The 19,894-nt window shown below is 55.5% G+C and carries 14 protein-coding genes; 11 read left to right on the forward strand and 3 right to left on the reverse strand.

Annotated elements, in window-relative coordinates; all coding sequences use genetic code 11:
• Window positions 1–2 precede the first annotated feature (2 nt).
• Together ACR3ZL_RS06655 and ACR3ZL_RS06660 are read right to left on the reverse strand one after the other, a co-directional pair.
• Window positions 3–1,319 carry a TCR/Tet family MFS transporter gene (locus ACR3ZL_RS06655; RefSeq protein ID WP_486173306.1) on the reverse strand — a complete coding sequence of 439 codons (1,317 nt, stop codon included), beginning with the start codon at window positions 1,317–1,319 and terminating at the stop codon, window positions 3–5.
• 436 nt (window positions 1,320–1,755) lie between these two features.
• Window positions 1,756–3,270 (reverse strand): phytoene desaturase, encoded by a 1,515-nt coding sequence (locus ACR3ZL_RS06660; RefSeq protein WP_473648662.1) that lies wholly within the window; start codon window positions 3,268–3,270, stop codon window positions 1,756–1,758.
• Between the two features lie 506 nt (window positions 3,271–3,776).
• Between ACR3ZL_RS06660 and hisN the strand changes: the two genes are divergently transcribed.
• From hisN to ACR3ZL_RS06715, 11 genes are all read left to right on the forward strand, one after another.
• Window positions 3,777–4,598 (forward strand): histidinol-phosphatase, encoded by an 822-nt coding sequence (gene hisN, locus ACR3ZL_RS06665; RefSeq protein WP_473648661.1) that lies wholly within the window; start codon window positions 3,777–3,779, stop codon window positions 4,596–4,598.
• Window positions 4,599–4,613: 15 nt separating this feature from the next.
• Complete coding sequence (locus ACR3ZL_RS06670) at window positions 4,614–5,771, forward strand: hypothetical protein (RefSeq protein ID WP_473648660.1); 1,158 nt, start codon at window positions 4,614–4,616, stop codon at window positions 5,769–5,771.
• Window positions 5,772–5,968: 197 nt separating this feature from the next.
• On the forward strand, window positions 5,969–7,351 hold the full coding sequence (locus ACR3ZL_RS06675; RefSeq protein WP_473648659.1) for a Na(+)-translocating NADH-quinone reductase subunit A: 1,383 nt from the start codon (window positions 5,969–5,971) through the stop codon (window positions 7,349–7,351).
• 145 nt (window positions 7,352–7,496) lie between these two features.
• A complete protein-coding gene (locus ACR3ZL_RS06680) occupies window positions 7,497–8,753 on the forward strand; it encodes an NADH:ubiquinone reductase (Na(+)-transporting) subunit B (protein WP_473648658.1) in 1,257 nt (418 codons plus the stop codon).
• Window positions 8,743–9,579 (forward strand): Na(+)-translocating NADH-quinone reductase subunit C, encoded by an 837-nt coding sequence (locus ACR3ZL_RS06685; protein ID WP_473648657.1) that lies wholly within the window; start codon window positions 8,743–8,745, stop codon window positions 9,577–9,579. The genes ACR3ZL_RS06680 and ACR3ZL_RS06685 overlap by 11 nt, the downstream gene beginning before the upstream one ends.
• 3 nt (window positions 9,580–9,582) lie before the next feature.
• A complete protein-coding gene (locus ACR3ZL_RS06690) occupies window positions 9,583–10,206 on the forward strand; it encodes an NADH:ubiquinone reductase (Na(+)-transporting) subunit D (protein WP_473648656.1) in 624 nt (207 codons plus the stop codon).
• Between the two features lie 10 nt (window positions 10,207–10,216).
• On the forward strand, window positions 10,217–10,855 hold the full coding sequence (gene nqrE, locus ACR3ZL_RS06695; protein WP_473653382.1) for an NADH:ubiquinone reductase (Na(+)-transporting) subunit E: 639 nt from the start codon (window positions 10,217–10,219) through the stop codon (window positions 10,853–10,855).
• Between the two features lie 156 nt (window positions 10,856–11,011).
• Entirely contained in the window at window positions 11,012–12,274 is a 1,263-nt protein-coding gene (gene nqrF / locus ACR3ZL_RS06700; RefSeq protein WP_473648655.1) for an NADH:ubiquinone reductase (Na(+)-transporting) subunit F, read from the forward strand.
• A 29-nt stretch (window positions 12,275–12,303) separates the two neighbouring features.
• Entirely contained in the window at window positions 12,304–13,686 is a 1,383-nt protein-coding gene (locus ACR3ZL_RS06705; RefSeq protein ID WP_473648654.1) for an FAD:protein FMN transferase, read from the forward strand.
• 122 nt (window positions 13,687–13,808) lie between these two features.
• Entirely contained in the window at window positions 13,809–15,467 is a 1,659-nt protein-coding gene (locus tag ACR3ZL_RS06710; RefSeq protein WP_473648653.1) for a DNA-methyltransferase, read from the forward strand.
• A 349-nt stretch (window positions 15,468–15,816) separates the two neighbouring features.
• Window positions 15,817–17,130: a DUF3748 domain-containing protein gene (locus tag ACR3ZL_RS06715; RefSeq protein ID WP_473648652.1), complete on the forward strand. Its 1,314-nt coding sequence runs from the start codon at window positions 15,817–15,819 to the stop codon at window positions 17,128–17,130.
• A gap of 237 nt (window positions 17,131–17,367) precedes the next feature.
• Here the strand turns inward: ACR3ZL_RS06715 and ACR3ZL_RS06720 are convergent, their stop codons facing one another.
• A complete protein-coding gene (locus tag ACR3ZL_RS06720; protein WP_473648651.1) occupies window positions 17,368–19,758 on the reverse strand; it encodes a TolC family protein in 2,391 nt (796 codons plus the stop codon).
• Window positions 19,759–19,894: the final 136 nt, after the last annotated feature.

Genomic DNA, 19,894 nt, shown 5'->3' on the forward strand with positions numbered 1-19,894 from the left:
GCTTATTTTCCGTTGGACGTAGTTGCTGGGGCGGGTTGGAGTTCTGTTTCAATTTCGGGTTTGGCTTGCGGCGTTTCAGCGGGGAAGCGTTTGAGCACTCGCCAAAGCACGATCATCGCAATCGCCAGCAGGAACGACCCGAACACGAAGGGGGCACCGGCGAACGGTTTACCCGCGTAACGCAGCGGCGATTCTTCGTGAGTGAAGTAGCTGAACAAGCCGGCCGTGAAAATCAGCGGGGCCATGATGTTGGTCAGGCTTAACAACGAGGTCAACGCGCCTTGGACTTTGCCCTGCTCGCTGCTGGTGACCGTTCCACTGACAAGGCTTTGAATCGCGGGGCCAGCCAATCCGCTAAGCGAACCAAAGACCACGATGCAAGGGATCATCCAGCCCTTTGTCGCAAGGCCGTATGCCATGAAGGCAATGCAAGCGACGCCGGTCGCCATGATTGCGGTTTGGCGTTCACCAAAACGGCGGATGACGGGGCGAACCAAGCCGCCTTGCACGATCATCGCCATCAAGCCAACTAAAGCGAGTGTCAGTCCGTTGGTCATTTCGTCCCAGCCGAACCGGAATCCCATCGAGAGCACCCAGACGTTTTCAAGACCTCGCTGGGCGAGCGAACTGAAGACGAACGCGACGGCCAAGCCGGCAACCATTGGATAGGCTCGTAAGCGGGCCAGGGTGCCAAATGGGTTCATCGCCGACAATGAAATCGAGCTGCGTTGTTCCACCGGCAACGATTCAGGCAGGATGAAGAAGCCGTACAGCCAATTCACCAGCGACAATCCGGCGGCAACGAAGAACGGCAATTGCAGTGAATAGCCGCCCAGTAGGCCACCCAACGCTGGCCCGATGATAAAACCGAGGCCGAACATGACGCCGACCAAGCCAAAATTCCTGGCCCGGTTTTCGTCGTTCGAGACGTCGGCGATGTAGGCGTTGGCCGTCGAGAAGCTGGCACCCATGACGCCGGCGATGAAGCGGCCGACAAACAACCAGGCAATCGACGTCGCCAGACCGGTGATGATGAAGTCCACGCCAAGGCCAAATAGCGAAGCCAGGATGACGGGGCGGCGTCCGAATCGGTCTGATAACGCACCCAGCACAGGGGCACAGAAAAATTGCATCATCGAATAGGTGGCGCCGATGATGCCGACATACCAACCTGCCATCGCGGTGTCACCGCCAGCGAACTGTTTGACCAGTTCCGGTAACACGGGGATGATGATCCCAATGGCAAGGATGTCGATCAACAGCGTCAGAAGGATGAAGGCCATCGCCGCTTTGCGTTGCTGATGCGGTGGCGTTTTCAAGACACTGGACTCGATCAATGAGGTGGGAGGGAAGGCGTTGGGGAGCGTTGCGGCGAGGGGCGGAGGTTCCGGGACGCCGAGTCGCTGAGCTTGAGTCAGATTGCACTTGTCCCGGAATTCGCCGGTTGAGAAGCGTTTTACCGAAAGCCGGTGACCTGACGCAGCGGGACAGATTAAGTGGCGAGGCCGATTTCGTCGAGGACGGCACGGTTGCGATTGCGGTAGACGCGATCTAGCACACTTGCTCTAGCGGACGTGCTCTAGCGGACGTGGGGCCGAGGGCCGAGGGCCGAAATCGCAGAAACGCGTTGGTTGCCCCGAAAACAGAACAGACACGCTTTCACGCCCGTGTTCCAAACCAGCCAAAGCGGTTCGGGAACGCAGTTCAGTTGTCACCGTTTGATTCGGTCGCTTGTTTGTTGTCGGCTGGGAACCGTTAGGACGTGGGCACGTTCATGAAGTCGGTGGAAATATCGAGATCTTCGAGCAACAAGCGGGAGCTGATTCGGCTGGATTCATAGATCACTGGCAAGCCGCTTCCAGGATGGGTGCCGCCGCCGACTAGATAGACCCCATCAAGTTCTTCGAAACGATTGTTGGGGCGTCGGTGCAGCATTTGGCCGAGGTTGTGGGCGAGGTTGAACGTGGCACCTTTGTAAATCGCATAGCCTTTCTGCCAGTCATCGGGCGTGATCCGGTGTTCGACTTTGATGCGTTCGCGAACGTCACCCAGGCCAATCGCCGCAAGTTGGTCGAGTGTCTTTTCGCGAAACGCATCCGCCTCGACGGACCAATCGACGTTTTCATGTTGGTGCGTGACCGGCACGAGGATGTACAGCGTCGAACAGCCGGGCGGGGCGAGCGTGGGGTCCGTGACGCCCGCGTTCTGTACGTAGATCGACGGGTCTTCGCTAAGCACGTGGTCGGTTTCGATGTCACGCAAGTTTTGGTCGTAGTTCTCGCTGATGTGAATGCTGTGGTGAGGCAAGTCCTCATAGAGTCCTTCAATGCCGAGGTATAGCATGAACGTGCTGCACGAGAACTTCTTTTTGGCCAGTTCCTTGTCCGTCCATCGACGCCGCAAATCGTCGGGGACCATCTTGGACATCCAGTCGGCGAAGTCCGCGTTGATGACAAACGCGTCTGCAGCATATCGGTCTTGAGCCGTTCGCAGAGCGGTCAGACGGTTGCCTTCCAGTTCGATGGACTCGACCGGTTCGTTCAGCCGAATCTTGACGCCCATCTCTTCGGCGATTTCGGCCATCCGTTCGCTGACTCGGCAACAGCCACCAATCGGATGGAACACGCCGTACTCGTATTCCAGGAATGACAAGATGCTAAACAAGCTAGGGCAATTGAATGGCGACATCCCGAGGTACTTCGCTTGGAACGCGAACGCGATCACCAGTCGTGGATCGCTGAAATAACGCTCCAGTTCTTGGCCGAGGCTGCGGAAAGGATGCAGTTTGCTGGCGGCGCCTAAGACGGCACGGCGAAGCAGGTCGAGTGGCGAGCTGAAAGGGGATTCCAGGATCGGTCGGAACTTCTGCAGCTTGACGCGATTGTCGTCCATGTATTTGCGAAGTTGGCCCACGTCGGCAGGCGCGAACTGGGCGACCTGGCGATCCATCTCGTCCATGTCGGGGGAGCAATCCAGTTGCCCGCCTCCACCGAAGGTCAAACGATATTGCGGGTCGAGTCGCTCCATCGGGACCTCTTCCATCAGGTCCCGGCCCGTTGACGCGAATATCTCGCTGAGCACGCGCGGGTACAGAAAGAAAGTAGGGCCGGAGTCGAAACGGAAGCCATCGATTTCAATCGCCGATGTTCGGCCGCCGACTTGTCCGCGTCGTTCGAGCACGGTCACGTCGCAGCCCGCCTGGGCGAGTTGCATTGCGGTCGCGAGTCCACCGGGGCCTGCACCTACGATCGTGACAGTCTTGTTCTTCATGTTTCAGTTCTCGATGACAGCGTCTTCGTGACGCTCCGTTGGCATGACCGTGATGAGGTTGGGCACCGGCAATTCGCTCGATTACGAATCCGGCTGGTGCTTCGGAAGCAATTGATTTTTAGGTAGTGGGCGAGGCGACGAGTCTCGTAGGCTTGCTAACGCAAACAGACTCGTGGGCTTGTCCCTTACGGTTCAGCCCGAATGGAAAGGACTCGTAACCTCGTCCACTGCGGTTGGGGCCGAAGTTAAATGGAGTTGGTGCGTTTGTTTGAATTAGCTGGACTGTAGGACATTTGTCTGGCTTGCACAGTGTTAAGAACTCGCAAAGGTCCAAGAAAGGGGGGCCGGGCGTTACGTTCGGTTCAATCCAGACGAAAGACAGGGGGAAGAATCGTAGGAAGCGTTGGTTCCAAAGGCGGGGGGACGAAATCGGAAGTGGGTTCGGGTAGGTTACGCAAACTGACCTCTCCTGCCTCCACGACTTTTTAGACGAGTGCCTCAGCCCGATGAACGCGATTTCCAAACAACAGCTTTGTGACAAGTGGCAGCCCCAGCACGATGGGCGACTGGTTGCGATGATCGAGGTCGCGATCGCCGCGGGTAACCACACGCTGACCCATTTTCGCACGGATGATCTGGTCGTTGATCGCAAAGGCGACGATTCACCAGTCACAATCGCCGATCGTGAAGCGGAGCAGTTGACCCGCAAGTTGTTGGGTGAGCAGTTCCCAGGCGACACGATCGCGGGCGAAGAATTCGATGAGCAAACCGGAACAAGTGGCTACCGCTGGACGGTTGATCCAATCGATGGCACCAAGTCGTTCATTTGTGGCGTGCCACTTTATTCGACGCTATTGGCGTTGGAACTGGACGGCGAACCACTGGGCGGCGTGATCTTGATTCCTGCGTTGAAGCAAGCGGCTGTCGCGGCGATGGGCCAAGGTTGCTTCTATTCCGATGGATTGAGCCAGTGGTCGCCGGCTCGCGTTTCGGACCGTAGTGAATTGTCCGAAGCCGTGTTCGTGACCAGCGAAGTGAAGACGTTTGCGGAACGGAATGATGCCGAAGCGTATCTTCGGCTGGAATCGGAATGCTTTTTGGCGCGAACGTGGGGTGACGGTTACGGCTATCTGATGGTGGCCACTGGGAAGGCGGACGTGATGGTAGATCCAAAGTGCAATGCTTGGGATGTGGCGGCGATGGTACCGATTTTGACGGAGGCCGGCGGGCGGTTTACCGATTGGAAGGGCACTGCAACGGTTCGCGGCGGCGATGGTGTTGGGACGAACGGGAAGTTGCACGATGCCGTCCTGAAGCTGCTTAAGTAACCCGGCGAGTTTGAAATGTGGTTAATCGCGATTGACGAGGCTGGCTACGGACCCAAGCTAGGGCCGCTGGTCGTAGCGGCGTCGCTATGGCGAAGCGTGGACGCCGAGGAGCTCGATCCTAGCGAGCGGCAATCCGTTGACGCGTTCACTGGCCCCGATCCTTTTTCGGCGATCGCCAAGCCGGTCAAGGTTGGCACGGCTGCGTCGGGAATAGGGCAGATTCGCGTTGACGATTCGAAGCAGATCTTCCGCAGTAAATCCAGCGGTAAGGATGGCGGTTCACTATCAACGCTGCACCGAATTGTCTCGGTCGCCCATCATGCGTGTGGCCGACGCGAAGGCACGCTGACCGAACGACTTTCGACGCTAATTCCGCGAGACCACGACCGCTTGGCCAGCGTTGATTGGCTTGCTTCGATGTTGGAAGCCAAGCGGCTGCCCGCTGCGGTGAACAACGCGTTCACTCCCGCCGATCATTGCATCGCCGCAATCAAGCAGTGGGGCGACTGCCCATGGCGACTGCATGACGTGCAGGCTCGGATGGTTGACGCGGAGGCGTTCAATCGGTTCTGCGAATCGTCGGGGAACAAGAGTGACTTGCTGGGAGAAACCAGCATCGGCTTGGCGGCGGATCTGCTCCGTTCGCTCGACGGTGCCCAAGCTCGCAATGGCGAAGCGTCACGCGGCTTGAAGAAAGCTGACGGCAAGAATGCTCAAAAAGCAGCCAAGGAATCGGTGCAGATCTTTTTCGACCGACATGGAGGCCGTCGGTACTACGCCGGACCGATCCAGCAAACGTTGGGTGAGGCACCCGTGCAGGTGGTTTCGGAATCAGCGCAGCAAAGCGTGTACGAAACCCAGTACCAAGGCCGTGACGTTCGATTGCACTTCACCGTCAAAGGCGACCGGTTCGTTCCAGTCGCACTGAGTTCATTGCATGCAAAATATTTACGCGAAGTTGCGATGAGTTCGTTGAACGAATACTTCGAATCGCAACTGGCTTCGTCGCCGTTGCCAGATGGACAATCCGAGCCCAAGGGAGGGCAAACTGCAGTCCCAAAATTCGTGCCAACGGCGGGCTATCCAACCGACGCTGAACGATTCCTCAAACTGATCGCTCCGGTGGTTAAGCGTTTGCAGATCCCGGCGGGCAAACTCGTACGCGTTCGGTAGCGGTTTCTGCCGTTGTCAAATAGCGATGCCTATGTAATAGTACCGCGACAGCTTGCCGCTGGGCCGAATTGCCCCGGGCAGGCTTTTTGCGAAACCGACTTTGTTACTTTTTTCACAAAGTCTCGTTTCCTTTCTCATGCTGGTTCTGTCGGTTCCTTCATTCGCTTGTCGTCTTTCCTTAGCTGATTCACGCGTTCATGCCCGCTACTCAAAACCGCTCACGAAGTCACGGAACTACGGTCATCAAGCAGGGCCTGGACCTGCCTATCCTCGGAGCGCCTGAGCAGCGAATCGAAGTTGGGCGAGCCGTCCGATCGGTGGCGTTGCTAGGCGACGATTACGTTGGCATGAAGCCAACGATGTTGGTTGCCGAAGGTGACCGTGTTTCGCTAGGCCAGCCATTATTCGAAGACAAGAAGAATCCCGGCGTGATGTACACGTCGCCAGCAAGCGGCACGGTCGGCAGTGTGATCCGTGGTGCGAAGCGAAAGTTCGAAGCGATCACGATCAACGTGGACGGTGACGACCAAATCACCTTTGATGCCGCTCGCGACCAAGACCCCGTTGCACTGGGCAAGGAAGGCGTCGCTGAGCAACTTGTCAAAAGCGGTTTGTGGACGGCTCTTCGCACTCGTCCTTTCGGGAAGGTGCCCGCGATCGGATCGTCGCCCAGTTCGATCTTCGTCACCGCGACAGACACCAATCCACTGGCCGCTGATCCCGCCGTGGTGATGAGCGAACGAAAAGACCAGTTCGTGCTCGGACTGCAGGCCCTGACGCAACTGACCGAAGGCCCGACCTACTTGTGCAAGGCCGACGGAGCGGAGATTCCTGGTGGCAACGTGCAAGGCGTCGAAGTCGCTGAATTCAGTGGCCCACACCCCGCCGGTTTGCCCGGGACTCATATTCACTTTTTGGATCCTGTCGGCCCGACCAAAACGGTTTGGTACATCGGTTATCAAGATGTGATCGCGATCGGATCGCTGTTTCAAACCGGTCAACTGGATGTTCGCCGCATCGTTTCGCTGGCGGGCCCGAAAGTCAATCAGCCACGTTTGGTTGAAACACGCGTGGGTGCGTGCATCGATGATTTGATCGAAGGCGAAGTCGACACCGAAGTCAAGCTGCGTCCGATCTCCGGTTCGGTGCTTGATGGCCACACCGCGAAAGCCCCGCACAATTACTTGGGTCGGTATCACCAACAAGTTTCGATCATCGAAGAAGGCGACCACCGCGAATTCTTGGGCTGGCAAAAGCCTGGCTTCGATAAGTTTTCGGTTACCCGCATTTTTGCTTCGGCGATGTCCCCATCGCAGAAGTTTGCCTTCACGTCATCCACCGGCGGTTCGGAACGAGCCATGGTGCCGATGGGCACCTACGAAAAGGTGATGCCGCTGGATGTGTTGGCGACGCAGTTGTTGCGATCGTTAATCGTTCGCGACACCGACTCGGCTCAACAACTAGGCGTTTTGGAGCTAGAAGAGGAAGACTTGGCACTGTGCACATTCGTTTGCCCAGGCAAGTACGAATACGGCTCGCTGATTCGCCAAGCTTTGGCAACGATCGAACGCGAAGGTTGATCGAAGCTGAAGTCGATCGTGGCCAGCTCGCCAAGCGATTTTGTTAGACCGACTTGATCAACGTTCCCCACCCCTCATACACGACAGTACTGGCCCGCCACTTTCAACTGGAACCTTGGCGGTAACTTTTTCAAGAGAACCCATTATGAAACCACTGCGTGACGCCTTCGACAGCGTTCACCCTTACTTTGCGAAGGGGGGAATTCTTGAAAAGGCCTACCCCGTTTACGAGTCAATTGACACGTTCCTGTTCACGCCGGGCGAAACCACTACCGGACGCACTCACGTCCGCGACGGAATCGACCTGAAGCGAATGATGATCATGGTCGTCGTGGCTTTGATCCCCGTAACGTTGTTTGGGATGTGGAACACCGGTTACCAAGCGAATCATGCAATCCAGGAAATGACCGCTGCGGGCATGGACGTGGATTTCGATTGGCACCACACCATCCACAACGCGATCGGATTGGGGCATAACCCCGCCAGCTTCGTCGACAATTTTGTGTATGGGGCGATCTTCTTCATACCGATTTACATCGTGTGTATGTTCGTTGGTGGCCATATTGAAATGGTTTTCAGCGTGCTCCGCGGTCACGAGATCAACGAAGGTTTCTTGGTCACTGGGTTGCTGTTCCCGCTCACGTTGCCAGCTTCAATTCCACTTTGGCAGGTCGCTTTAGGCATTGCCTTTGGCGTGATCGTGGCCAAGGAAGTGTTTGGCGGTACTGGGCGTAACTTCTTGAACGTGGCGCTGACTTCGCGAGCGTTTTTGTACTTTGCTTACGCCGGTCAAATCAGTGGCGACAAGGTCTGGACCGCAGTCGACGGTTTCAGTGGTGCGACTGCTCTTGGACAACTCGCCAACGCTGAAGGCGACGCCATCGGCTCGCTGAGCAACGTCCAGTACGCCTGGGGTGCTGAAGGTGCGATTACCTGGACCAGTGCATTCATCGGTACGATTCAAGGTTGTGTGGGTGAAACCAGTGCATTGCTTTGCTTGGTTGGTGCGGCGTTGCTCGTAGCGACCGGAATTGGTTCCTGGCGAATCATGACGGCTGTGATTGTCGGCGTGGCAGGCACCAGCCTTGTATTGAATTTTATCGGCAGCGAAACCAATGCGATGTTCGCCGTCCCGTTCTACTGGCACCTCGTTATTGGCGGTTTGGCCTTCGGTTTGGTCTTCATGGCGACTGACCCGGTCAGTGCTTCGATGACTGAAAAGGGCAAGTGGTTCTACGGCATCCTGATTGGATTCATGACGGTGTTGATCCGAGTGATTAACCCAGCGTTCCCTGAAGGCATCATGTTGGCGATTTTGTTCGGCAACGTGTTCGCTCCTTTGATTGATTACTTCGTCGTCCAAGCCAACATCCGCCGGAGGGTTGCCCGCTATGCCGTCTAAAGATTCCGTATTGGGAACCATCGTCGTCGCGGTGGTTCTATGTATCGTGTGCTCGCTGGCAGTTAGCGCCGCCGCGGTGGCACTGCGTCCTATCCAGGCCGACAACCAACGTCTCGACCAACAGAAAAACATTCTGGACGCGGCTGGCTTGCCGATTAATGAATTCGGGAAGCCTGCTTCCGGTTTGTCGCCTGAAAGCATTGAAGAGCTTTATGGTTGGGTCAGCGAAAAGATGGTTGACCTCGAAACCGGCGAATACAACACCGAAGTCGATCCTGAAAAATACGACTTGGTCGAAGCAACTCAAAACCCTGACACCAGCATCAAGATCACTGGCCCGGAAATCGATCCGGGTGAAGAAGCTCGCCCGAAAACAATGAAGGTCTACTTCGTTCGTCGTCCGGGCCAAGACGAAATTCGTCAGGTCGTGCTTCCGATTTTCGGCAAAGGTTTGTGGGGAACGCTCTACGGCTATTTGGCTCTGAAAAGTGACTTGAAGACGATTCAGGGGATCACCTTTTATCAACATGCCGAAACCCCAGGTCTTGGTGGTGAAGTGGACAATCCCAACTGGAAATCTCAGTGGGAAGGTTTGAAGCTTTACAACGAACAAGGCGAGCCGGCGGCAATGGTTGCTAAGGGCCCAGCCCCAGATTTAGACCCCTACGCCGTGGACGGACTTTCCGGTGCCACGATCACCAGTCGTGGTGTTACCAACCTGGTTCAGTACTGGGCTTCGGACGATGGCTACGGCCCGTTCCTAAGCAAGCTTGCTGACGAAATGTCCGGTGGTACAGCCGACTCAAACAACACGACGGGAGAATAAACGATGGCTAAAAAACCTGTCGACGTTCTTGTCGACCCATTGGTCAACAACAATCCGATCGCATTGCAAATCCTTGGGATTTGTTCGGCACTGGCCGTGACAACCAAGATGGAAACATCCTTGGTGATGGCTTTGGCGGTGATCGCGGTGACCGCATTCAGTAACCTCGCCGTTAGTGCGATTCGGTCGTACATCCCCAGCAGCATCCGGATCATCGTTCAGATGACCGTGATCGCATCGTTGGTGATTGTCGTCGACCAATTTCTGAAGGCGTATTTCTTTGACATCAGTAAGCAACTTTCGGTCTTCGTCGGACTGATCATCACGAACTGTATCGTGATGGGACGGGCGGAAGGTTTTGCGATGAAGAACTCCGCTGGCATGAGCTTCCTGGACGGGATTGGCAACGGTCTTGGCTATGGGTTTGTCTTGCTGGTTGTCGCGTTCTTTCGCGAGCTATTTGGTAACGGTTCGTTATTCGGCGTCACCATTTTGGAACTCAATCGCAACGGCGGCTGGTACAACCCCAACGGGTTGATGCTCTTGCCACCCAGTGCGTTTTTCATCATCGGATTCATGATCTGGATCATCCGACTCAACAAGCCCGAACAAATCGAAGAGGCCTGATCGAATGGATATTCTTGAAGCTCACCTGAGCATTTTCTTTAAGGCGGTATTCGTCGAGAACCTTGCTCTGGCATTCTTTCTCGGTATGTGCACGTTTTTGGCGGTCAGCCAAAACGTCAAAACCGCGATTGGTCTTGGTATCGCGGTTGTGGTGATTGAAACCATCACGGTTCCGGCTAACCAGTTGATCTACAGTTGCTTGCTCAAGAAGGGTGCTCTGACATGGGCCCAGGGCATGATCTCGACATCGACGATTAACTTTGCCGAGGTCGATCTGACCTTCCTCGGGTTCATTAGTTACATCGGTGTGATCGCGGCTTTGGTGCAGATCCTTGAAATGTTCTTGGACCGATTCATCCCATCGCTTTACAACGCTCTTGGGATCTTCCTGCCCCTGATCACTGTGAACTGTGCCATTTTGGGTGCGTCGTTGTTCATGCAAGATCGTAACTACACGTTCCCCGAATCCATCACCTACGGCTTTGGTTGTGGTGTGGGTTGGGCGCTCGCGATCATGGCATTGGCCGGAATTCGCGAGAAGCTGAAATACAGTGACGTGCCACCACCGCTTCGCGGATTGGGAATCACGTTCATTACCGTTGGATTGATGTCGCTGGCATTCATGTCATTCAGCGGTATTCAACTTTAAGAAGAAGCTTTTAACGATTGTTCGTCAGGCAATAGCTCAGATCACCTAACCAACAATTACACCCCGACGCGTCAGCGAGGGACCCATCACTTCCCGTCGCTCAGGTGGCGGGACGTGAATTCGAAACCACCCCACTCTCACACGAGTTTATTCGAGATGCTTTCCTCGTACGCATTGCTTTCTGAAGTCGCTCCTGGCGCTGTTGTCGCTTTGGGTGTCGTCATGTTCACGACGGTCGTGATCGCATTGGTGATGATTATTTTGGCTGCCAAAAAGCAACTTGTTGCGTCGGGGCCGGTCAAGATCATGATCAACCACCAAAAAGAGATCTCGGTCCCCGCCGGTGGCAAGTTGCTCGGTGCTTTGGCCGACGCCGGTGTGTTCGTTTCCAGTGCCTGTGGCGGCGGTGGTACGTGTGCCCAGTGCAAAGTGAAGATCGAAGAGGGTGGCGGTGACTTGCTGCCTACCGAAGAAGGTCACATCAACAAGAAAGAAGCTGCCGAGGGCGAGCGTCTAAGCTGCCAAGTTGCGGTCAAGCAAGACATGGTGGTGGAAGTTCCACCGGAAGCATTCGATACCAAGAAGTGGGAATGCACCGTTCGCAGCAACGACAACGTCGCGACCTTCATCAAGGAGTTCGTGCTTGAGCTTCCCGAAGGCGAAGAGGTCGACTTCCGAGCCGGTGGTTACATTCAAATCGAATGCCCGCCGCACGAAATTGCTTACAAAGATTTCGACATTGCCGAAGAGTATCACCCCGACTGGGATCAGTACAACATTTGGCGTTATGTCTCAAAGGTCGAAGAGCCCGTCGTTCGTGCGTACTCGATGGCCAACTATCCTGGTGAAAAGGGCATTATCATGCTCAACATCCGGGTTGCTTCGCCGCCACCACGTGCTCCCGAGGGAACACCGCCGGGTAAGATGAGCAGCTACATCTTCTCACTAAAGCCAGGTGACAAGGCGACCATCAGCGGTCCTTATGGTGAGTTCTTCATCAAGGATAGCGAAGCGGAAATGGTCTACATCGGCGGTGGTGCTGGGATGGCTCCGCTGCGAAGTCACATCTTTGAATTGTTCAAACGGCAAGAAACCAATCGGAAGGTTAGCTATTGGTACGGTGGTCGATCGCTTCGCGAATTGTTCTACATCGAGCACTTCCGCGAGATCGAAGAGAAGTTCCCGAACTTCAAGTTCAACATCGCGTTGTCCGAACCAGCCCCAGAAGATAACTGGGAAGGCTACGTTGGATTCATCCACCAAGTGTTGTTGGATAACTACTTGAAGTCGCACCCGGCTCCCGAAGACATCGAATACTACATCTGTGGCCCACCGATGATGAACGCAGCCGTGTTCCGCATGTTGGATGACCTGGGTGTCGAGCCTGAGAATATCGCCTACGATGACTTCGGCGGCTGATCCAACGGATGAACAGGATTGAAAATCGCATGACGCGACGTGGTACTTTACCCGTCGCGTTTTTTGTTCTAACCAGCTTGTTGTTGCCGTTGGCTTTCGCGTCGGTTGCATTGGCTGAAGGTTCGCCGGAATCGGCTAGCTTCCGCGGCCCCACGATGGGCACGACCTACATGGTCAAGGTTTCGGATCCGCCCAGTTCCGGCTCATCGCTTAATCAGAAATGGTACGAGCAAACGGCAGCGGCGATTGATCGCGAGTTGCGAAACGTCAACGACCAGATGTCGACGTATTTGAAATCCAGCGAACTGAGCCAGTTCAATGATTCGCAATCAACGGATTGGTTTCCCGTTAGTAAACCCACCGCCCAAACGGTCATGCTGGCTCTCGAAATTGGCGAGAAGTCGGGCGGGTTGTTCGATGTAACAGTCGGGCCATTAGTTGATCGTTGGAGCTTTGGTCCTGGTGAGCGTAAGCAGGACATCCCTAGCGAGGATGAAATTGCTGAAATCCAGTCACGGACCGGCCAGAAGTATCTACACGCGAGACTCGATCCGCCGGCGATCAAGAAGGACATCGCAGACCTTCGTGTTGACCTTTCAGCGATCGCGAAGGGCCATGGTGTCGATCGTCTCGTTCAGCTTTTGAATGAGGCCGGGCTGCCCAATGTTTTTGTCGAAGTGGGCGGTGAAGTTCGTGTAACCGGGGACAAGCTCACATCGGCGGGACGCCAGTCTTGGAAGGTCGGAATTCAAAAGCCGGATGCCAACTTGAATCAATTGGCATTGGCGCATCCGATGCAGGACTCCGCGATGGCAACATCGGGTGACTACCGCAATTACTTCGAGGTCGATGGCAAGCGTTACTCGCACACTTTGAACCCGAAAACCGGCAAGCCGATCGAGCACTCGTTGGCATCGGTGACCGTGATTGCGGAGTCATGTGCGATGGCTGATGGTTGGGCGACGGCATTGAATGTGGCGGGGCTGGATTCCGGAATGCAACTGGCCAAAGATCAGGGACTCGATACTCTATTGATTCATCGATTCAACAACCCCCACGGTGAAGACATGATTGCTTTTAAGGTAGACGGCACGGGTACAATGGCTGAGATCGCCGAACGAATGAACGCGTCGAGTGTCTTCGCTCAAGCGGGCGCGGCGGCCAGCGACGGATCGTTCCTGGAACGAATGATGCCGATTCTGATTTTGACAGCCGCGGGCTTCGGTGCCGTTCTGTTGGCGATGGCGGTCGGCGTGATGTTTGGTGGCAAATCGATCAGCGGAAGTTGTGGCGGACTGAACGCAAAAACGGATGCGGATGGAACGACTCGTTGTTCAATGTGCAGCAATCCGTCGGACGGCTGCAAAGAGCTTCGTGATAAGATCGCTGAAAGCGAGAAGCAAAACGTCTAGCTGGTTGCCTGGTAGGTGGGCGTTGATTCAGCCCGGCTATCGCGGAGGCGACCTTGTCGATGATTGTCGCGTTCACGCAGCGTTGCTAGACTTTTTGCGAGTGCCGTCTTCTAGGAATCAATGTGGCGATAGCGAAATCAAAGAACCGAGTTTACCAGGGCGACTGCGTCAAGCTTTTAGGTGAAGTCGAGGATGGTTCGGTCGATCTGGTCTTTGCCGATCCGCCCTTCAACATCGGCTACGAGTACGATGTCTACGAAGACACCCAGCAATCCGAGGATTACCTGAAATGGTGCCGTCAGTGGATTGACGGAGTCCACCGAGTGCTGAAGCCGTACGGTACGTTTTGGCTAGCTATCGGGGACGAGTACGCAGCGGAATTGAAGATCGAGTCCCAGAAGGCTGGCTTCCAGTGCCGTAGTTGGGTGATTTGGTATTACACCTTTGGCGTGAATTGTGTGAACGGATTCAGCCGTTCGCACACCCACATTTTCCACTTCGTCAAAGATGCCAAGAAGTTCACCTTCAACCGCCCCAACCCTCAGATTCGGGTGAAGTCCGCGCGGCAATTGGTCTACGCCGACAATCGAGCCAATCCCAATGGGCGTCTGCCGGACAACACGTGGATCCTGCGTCCGCAAGATGCTCCGACAAGCTTCAGCCCTACCCATGACACATGGTACTTCGCACGCGTTGCGGGCACGTTCAAAGAGCGAGAAGGATTCCACGGTTGTCAGATGCCGGAGCAACTGCTCGCCCGGATCATTCGCTCGTCGAGTCGTCCTCAAGATGTTGTGCTCGACCCATTTGGCGGTAGTGGGACAACGATGTGCGTCGCGAAAAAACTAGGCCGCCAGTGGCTGGGGTTTGAACTGTCCGAAGACTACGCAACGTATATCGATGAGCGATTAAAGAAAACCAATGTCGGCGATCCGATCGACGGGGCGGAGGATCCAATCCAAAGTGCGCCAAGCACCAATCAAGGAAAGCGTCGCCCGAAGCCATTCAGCAAGGATACCGAGAAAGCCGTGATCGCGGCGTACAAAAAGGCCGGTGATGGTTACCCGGCTGAGTACATCATGTGCGACAAGGAACTCAACGCCGAGTTCATTTCCGAATGTCGAGCTCGCGGCGTGACCGGAAGTGCGTTTATCTGGAATCGCTATCTGTTTCATCTGAGGAAGCAAAGCAAACTTCCTAAGTCGACCAAGCAACCGCCTCGGATCGGTTCGGCCCAGATCAATCGATACGGTTACGCAAGCGAAGTGGCGTGGCGATTGTTGGCGATCGACTATCAGAAAACGCTGGATGACATTTTGTGTTCGCCCGAGTTCGCCAGTGAGTTTGATCGATTAGCGGCCTTGTACGGTCCGCCAGACGTGACACCGATTGAGTACCGGCGTGCCGCGTTGTCGATTCGCAAACGCACGAAACCAGCACGCGAGTTAGCGGGCAAAGAGTTCAGCAACTTGTCGAAGAAAAAGATCCGTCCCGTCGCGATGGATGACTTTCAAGATCCTAAGTTTGATATTCCAGGTGTATTCGTTCTTTGCCATAACGAGATCAGTATCTTTGCTGGGGAAAGTGAAAACATGCGAGAGCAGATTGCTTTGATGTTAGACAATCCCAACTGGGCTGGATTGGAACCTGACTCCGTTTTGCATGTGAAGAACGATGACAATTTTGCCACGAAGTACGCGATCAAAGCGGCTTTGGTGCAAAAAGAACTGCCGCCGCTGAATTGCCGGTTGTGGGTTTCGGATTCCGAGTTGCCCGTCTGATGACGGGGGTTGATATGGCGTTAGATTCAGATGGCACGACTGTGTTGTTTTCGCCTGCGGTGCTTTCTCCCTTGGCGTGTAACCGGCTAAAGCCTGTACTCCAACAAGGCTGGTGTCCAGCCTTTAGGCTGTTCCCTACGACCAAGTCACTGCAGACGAATGTTCTGGGTTCGTTCGGTGCGGGAGTTGCTTCGGGCAGGCTAAAGCCTGGACTCCAACAAGGCTGGTGTTCAGCCTTTAGGCTGTTCCCTATGGCCAGGTCACTACAGGCGAATGTTCTGGGGTCGTTCGGTGCGGGAGTTGCTTCGGGCAGGCTAAAGCCTGGACTCCAGCGTGGGGTTGTTTTTCGATGAAACAATTGACCTATGGTGGCCCCAACGTTTTACTGACCAACACCGCCGTATGGTCGCACGACGGTCAGTGGATTATTTTCGATACTCGCAGCGACCGTGATGGCTCGGATTTTGATTGCGACTGGATCGGGCGTGTTCACGTTCAGAGTGGAAAGGTGGAGACGCTTTACCGATCCCAATGCGATGCAAAAGTGGGGGTGGTGACGGCCAGTCCGACGGATGAACGTTTGGTGTTTATTCATGGACCGGAGCATCCAACGGACGAGTGGAGTTACAATGCGTTTCACCGAAGTGGATGCGTCATTGCTCCTTTAAGTGCCTCGTGTGCTGGCACGAGTTGGCAATCCGAGCCACTGGATGCGAGAGATGTCGTTCCGCCGTTCACGCCAGGGGCGTTGCGGGGCGGCAGTCATGTGCACGTCTTCAGCGGCGACGGTCAGTGGGTGAGTTTCACCTATGAAGATCATGTGTTGGCGACAACCGTAGATGGCGTCGGGCAACGGAATCAACGTAATGTGGGCGTCAGCGTGCCGGTTCAGTCGGTGGTCGTTCCGAAGACGCATCCGCGGAATCAGGACGGTACGCATTTCAGCGTACTAGTGACCCGAACTTGGGATCAGCCACAACCAGGCAGTGACGAGATCAGCCGTGCGTACAGCGATGCTTGGGTGGGACGGGATGGCTATCGTTTGGCAGATGGTCGTTTGCAGAAACGAGCGATTGCGTTCATCGGCGATTGTGTTGACGAATCAAGGCACACGGTGCCGGAGTTGTTTGTTGTGGATATTCCCAATTCTGTAACGAGTCAGGGTGATGGTCCGTTGTGTGGTAACGCGACGACGCGGCCGGTACCGCCCGCCGGGACTCGACAACGCCGAATCACAAGGACTGCAGGTCGCCCGTACCCGGGACTGCACGGTGTGCGTCATTGGCCGCGAAGCAGTCCAGATGGCAGTGCAATTGCGTTTTTAATGCGAGATGATCATGGCGTTTCGCAGCTTTGGTCGGTCTCCCCATTGGGGGACGGTCTGCGGCAGTTGACAAGCGGTACCGAGCCGATTGCCTCCGCGTTCAACTTTCGCTGTGACGGAGCGATGATCGCATGCGTGATCGGTGGTCATGTTTGCGAGGTGGACGTGCAGTCTGGCAAGGTGATTCAGCTAACGACCGATAGCGGTTCGAGCTCGCCACCTTTAAGTTTGGCTTGCGTCTATTCACCGGATGGAAAGTCGGTCGCCTATCTGCGACGAGTAAGATCCGCGACCGGTGAAGCGAACCAGATCTTCGTTTGCAAGACGAGCATTGGCTGATTGGCTGAAAAAGACAGGCTAAAGCCTGGACTCCAACTTGGCCCTGCGTCGCTGTTGCCCTGTGCCCCTTACGACTTACATCCCTATCAACGACGAAAAGCCCGAAGGGTTCACCGAAGTGAACCGATCGAGCTAGTCGTGGGAGTGGTGTCGTGATCCAGAGCGCGTGGTCCGGCGACATCCACTCAAGCCTCCGCCCCTACACGGAAAATCAAGTGTTCGTTGTTAGACCGGCGTCTAGCGGATGACCGCCTTGCGTCGCACGGGTTGGGGTGCGTATTCGATCGTTTCGGAATCGGTCACGTAGTTAACCGATTTGACCTTTTCGCTGGTTTGCCATTTCACCGGGGTGTTTTGGGCTGCTTGGTTCAGCATCACGCTTGGTGGTGTTGGGACCGCTGGACTCGGCTGAACCGATGGAGCGGGTGTTGGCATCGACTGAATGTTCGAGCTGTCAATTGGGTTGAGCAAGTCAGCAGGACGGTCGCCCATTTCCGACAGTGGTTGGTCGTTGACGTCCACTGGGCTGCGGTACGGATCCAGGTGTAGACCCAAGGGATCGTTCAACATGACTCCGTCCGGTGCGAAGGTTTCACCGTGCGTGGTCGCTCCGCTGCCGATGATGGCTTCGGCGGAAGCTGCGTCGCGGAGAGGTCCGGTGCGGACCACGCCAGGACGAGTGACACCGTATTGCAGTTCGTGTCCGGCACTGCGTTCACGAGCACGTTCCAGTGCGTCCCAGTACGCTTTCTTGTTCCATGGTCCTTCTCGCAAGACAATGTTGTTGTTAGCGAGCATGGTGCCCTTGAGGTAGTCGACGTAGTTGAGCGACTTGTTGTATTCAGCCAAGGCACGGTAGTAATCGATCTGTGCTTGAGCACGGCGTTGCTGACTTTGCAGCACAACGTTAACCGGGCTACGACCGTTCTTGAATTCAGCCAAACGAGCTTCGACTTCCTGCTCAGCGGCTTGCCACCGTTGAGCGTTGGTTTGAACGAGTTGATAGTGGGTAGCGACCTTGGCGACCGAGTCGGACAGGCGGCTGACCAAGAGGCGTTCTTTTTCTTGTAGGTTGGCACGTTCACGAGCAAGACGCAGTTTGGCACCACGGATTCGAGCCAGTTCGCGTCGGGCACCGAAGGCAGCGGGAGTGACTTCCAAACGGATCGCTCCTTCTTGGAAGTTGCCACTGGTCAAGGCGTCCAAAGCACTGCTGCCGGGAAGCACTGGGGCTGCGTCGCCTCCCGAAGGAGGTCCAAGGTGATCGCCCACGCCGACCCAGCGGTACAGCAAGGACAGGTTCACTTCCGGTAGAATTTGGTTCTTGGCCGAGATCAGTTCGAGGTCTTGTTGTTTGATGCGTGTCTTGGTTTGACGCAGTTCCGGTGACAAGTACAACGCTTGAGCGACGGATTCGTTCCAGTCGTATTCCAAGCGAGCGATGGTGGGTTCGTCGATCGGACGAATTAAGCGTCCGTCGGTCGGCGAGATGCCCAGCAGTTCACGCAACCGGCGTTCGGCTCCGTAGACGCCTTGGCGATCGGCACCGGGTAAGTTCGATCCGGCGATTGCTGATTCTAGCAAGCCACGGAATTGGTAGTATTGTTCGACCGCTTGAGCGAGTTCTTGACGGGTGCCCGTGCCGTTTTCCAAAGCCAAGCGAGCGAACTGTGCCGTTGCGATGGCACTGTTACGACCGATGATCGAAGTGGCAACGTTGCGGTAGGCGACGTACAGGTCCCAATAAGCGACTTCGACATCGCGGACCAAGTTTCGTAGTTGGATTTCGTATTCAGCGATCGAGACGTCTTCGTTCAGGCTAGCCAAAACAACAGGGATGCGGTTGATCAAGGTGCCACGGTTTCGCATCAAAGGCTGTTGCACTTGGGCTTCGATCGAAACGGTGTAGTCGCTGTCGACGGTTCGCAAGTTCGGTGCGATTTCACGCAGGTTGTTGCTGCCGTAGACCATTTGGTTGCGCAATGTGGCCACACCACCGGTTGCCAAACGTTTGCTGATCGCTTGTTGCAAGGTGAAGTCGTCCGCTTCCGTTGCGGCAACGGGACTGTTGTTGGGGCGATCGGTGTTGCTGTAGCTCATGAAGCCACTGGCTTGAGCATCGAATTCAGCCAACGCGTCTTCTACGCCGCCAACTTGGTTGGCTCGCAGCACGCCTCGTGGCAAGACTCGGTTGCCGCTGCTGTCGACGGTCAGTGGTACTGACTGGGTGGTCGATTGCTGAATCGCAACGTCGTAGATGCTGCCGAATTGATCGGCGGTGCCGCTGATGAATTGGTCCGCTACGTTTTGACGAGCTTCCGCAATTCCGCTGGTCGTGACGAAGAACTTAGCGTTAGCCAAGGCAATCGAAACGGCTTCTTCCAATGGAAGATTCCAGAATTGGTAGTCGTGGTTGCCGATCGTCAACGGACGCAGAGTTTGCGTTGTGTCTGGCAGGCTTGCGACGTCCACATCCGGATATTCAATTTGCGTCGCTGATTGGAGGTAGTACTCCAGATCAGGCGTTTCGCCTAAGAAAAACGGTTGTGTTGGTGCGCAACCACAGGCAAACAAAATCGCAAGTGCGAGTTGTAGATAAGCGGTGTAGCGTAACAGCGAGCGATTCATGCCCTGGACTTCCCTAGTGCAGCGACCGGTCGTGAAACCCACCGATGAACCGCAACGCAGCGGCCTGGTAAATTCCCCGAACGGGCCCATTTTTTGGAAAGCCCCCCTACAACATTCTCTCGCCAAACGCTCCACC

It is taken from the genome of Rhodopirellula sp. J20-39, from assembly GCF_057365095.1.

Coding starts and splice junctions, on each gene's coding strand:
- ACR3ZL_RS06660 (WP_473648662.1), bottom strand. CDS start 3,270: ATGAAGAACAAGACTGTCACGATCGTAGGTGCAGGCCCCGGTGGACTC.
- hisN (WP_473648661.1), top strand. CDS start 3,777: ATGAACGCGATTTCCAAACAACAGCTTTGTGACAAGTGGCAGCCCCAG.
- ACR3ZL_RS06670 (WP_473648660.1), top strand. CDS start 4,614: ATGTGGTTAATCGCGATTGACGAGGCTGGCTACGGACCCAAGCTAGGG.
- ACR3ZL_RS06675 (WP_473648659.1), top strand. CDS start 5,969: ATGCCCGCTACTCAAAACCGCTCACGAAGTCACGGAACTACGGTCATC.
- ACR3ZL_RS06680 (WP_473648658.1), top strand. CDS start 7,497: ATGAAACCACTGCGTGACGCCTTCGACAGCGTTCACCCTTACTTTGCG.
- ACR3ZL_RS06685 (WP_473648657.1), top strand. CDS start 8,743: ATGCCGTCTAAAGATTCCGTATTGGGAACCATCGTCGTCGCGGTGGTT.
- ACR3ZL_RS06690 (WP_473648656.1), top strand. CDS start 9,583: ATGGCTAAAAAACCTGTCGACGTTCTTGTCGACCCATTGGTCAACAAC.
- nqrF (WP_473648655.1), top strand. CDS start 11,012: ATGCTTTCCTCGTACGCATTGCTTTCTGAAGTCGCTCCTGGCGCTGTT.
- ACR3ZL_RS06705 (WP_473648654.1), top strand. CDS start 12,304: ATGACGCGACGTGGTACTTTACCCGTCGCGTTTTTTGTTCTAACCAGC.
- ACR3ZL_RS06715 (WP_473648652.1), top strand. CDS start 15,817: ATGAAACAATTGACCTATGGTGGCCCCAACGTTTTACTGACCAACACC.
- ACR3ZL_RS06720 (WP_473648651.1), bottom strand. CDS start 19,758: ATGAATCGCTCGCTGTTACGCTACACCGCTTATCTACAACTCGCACTT.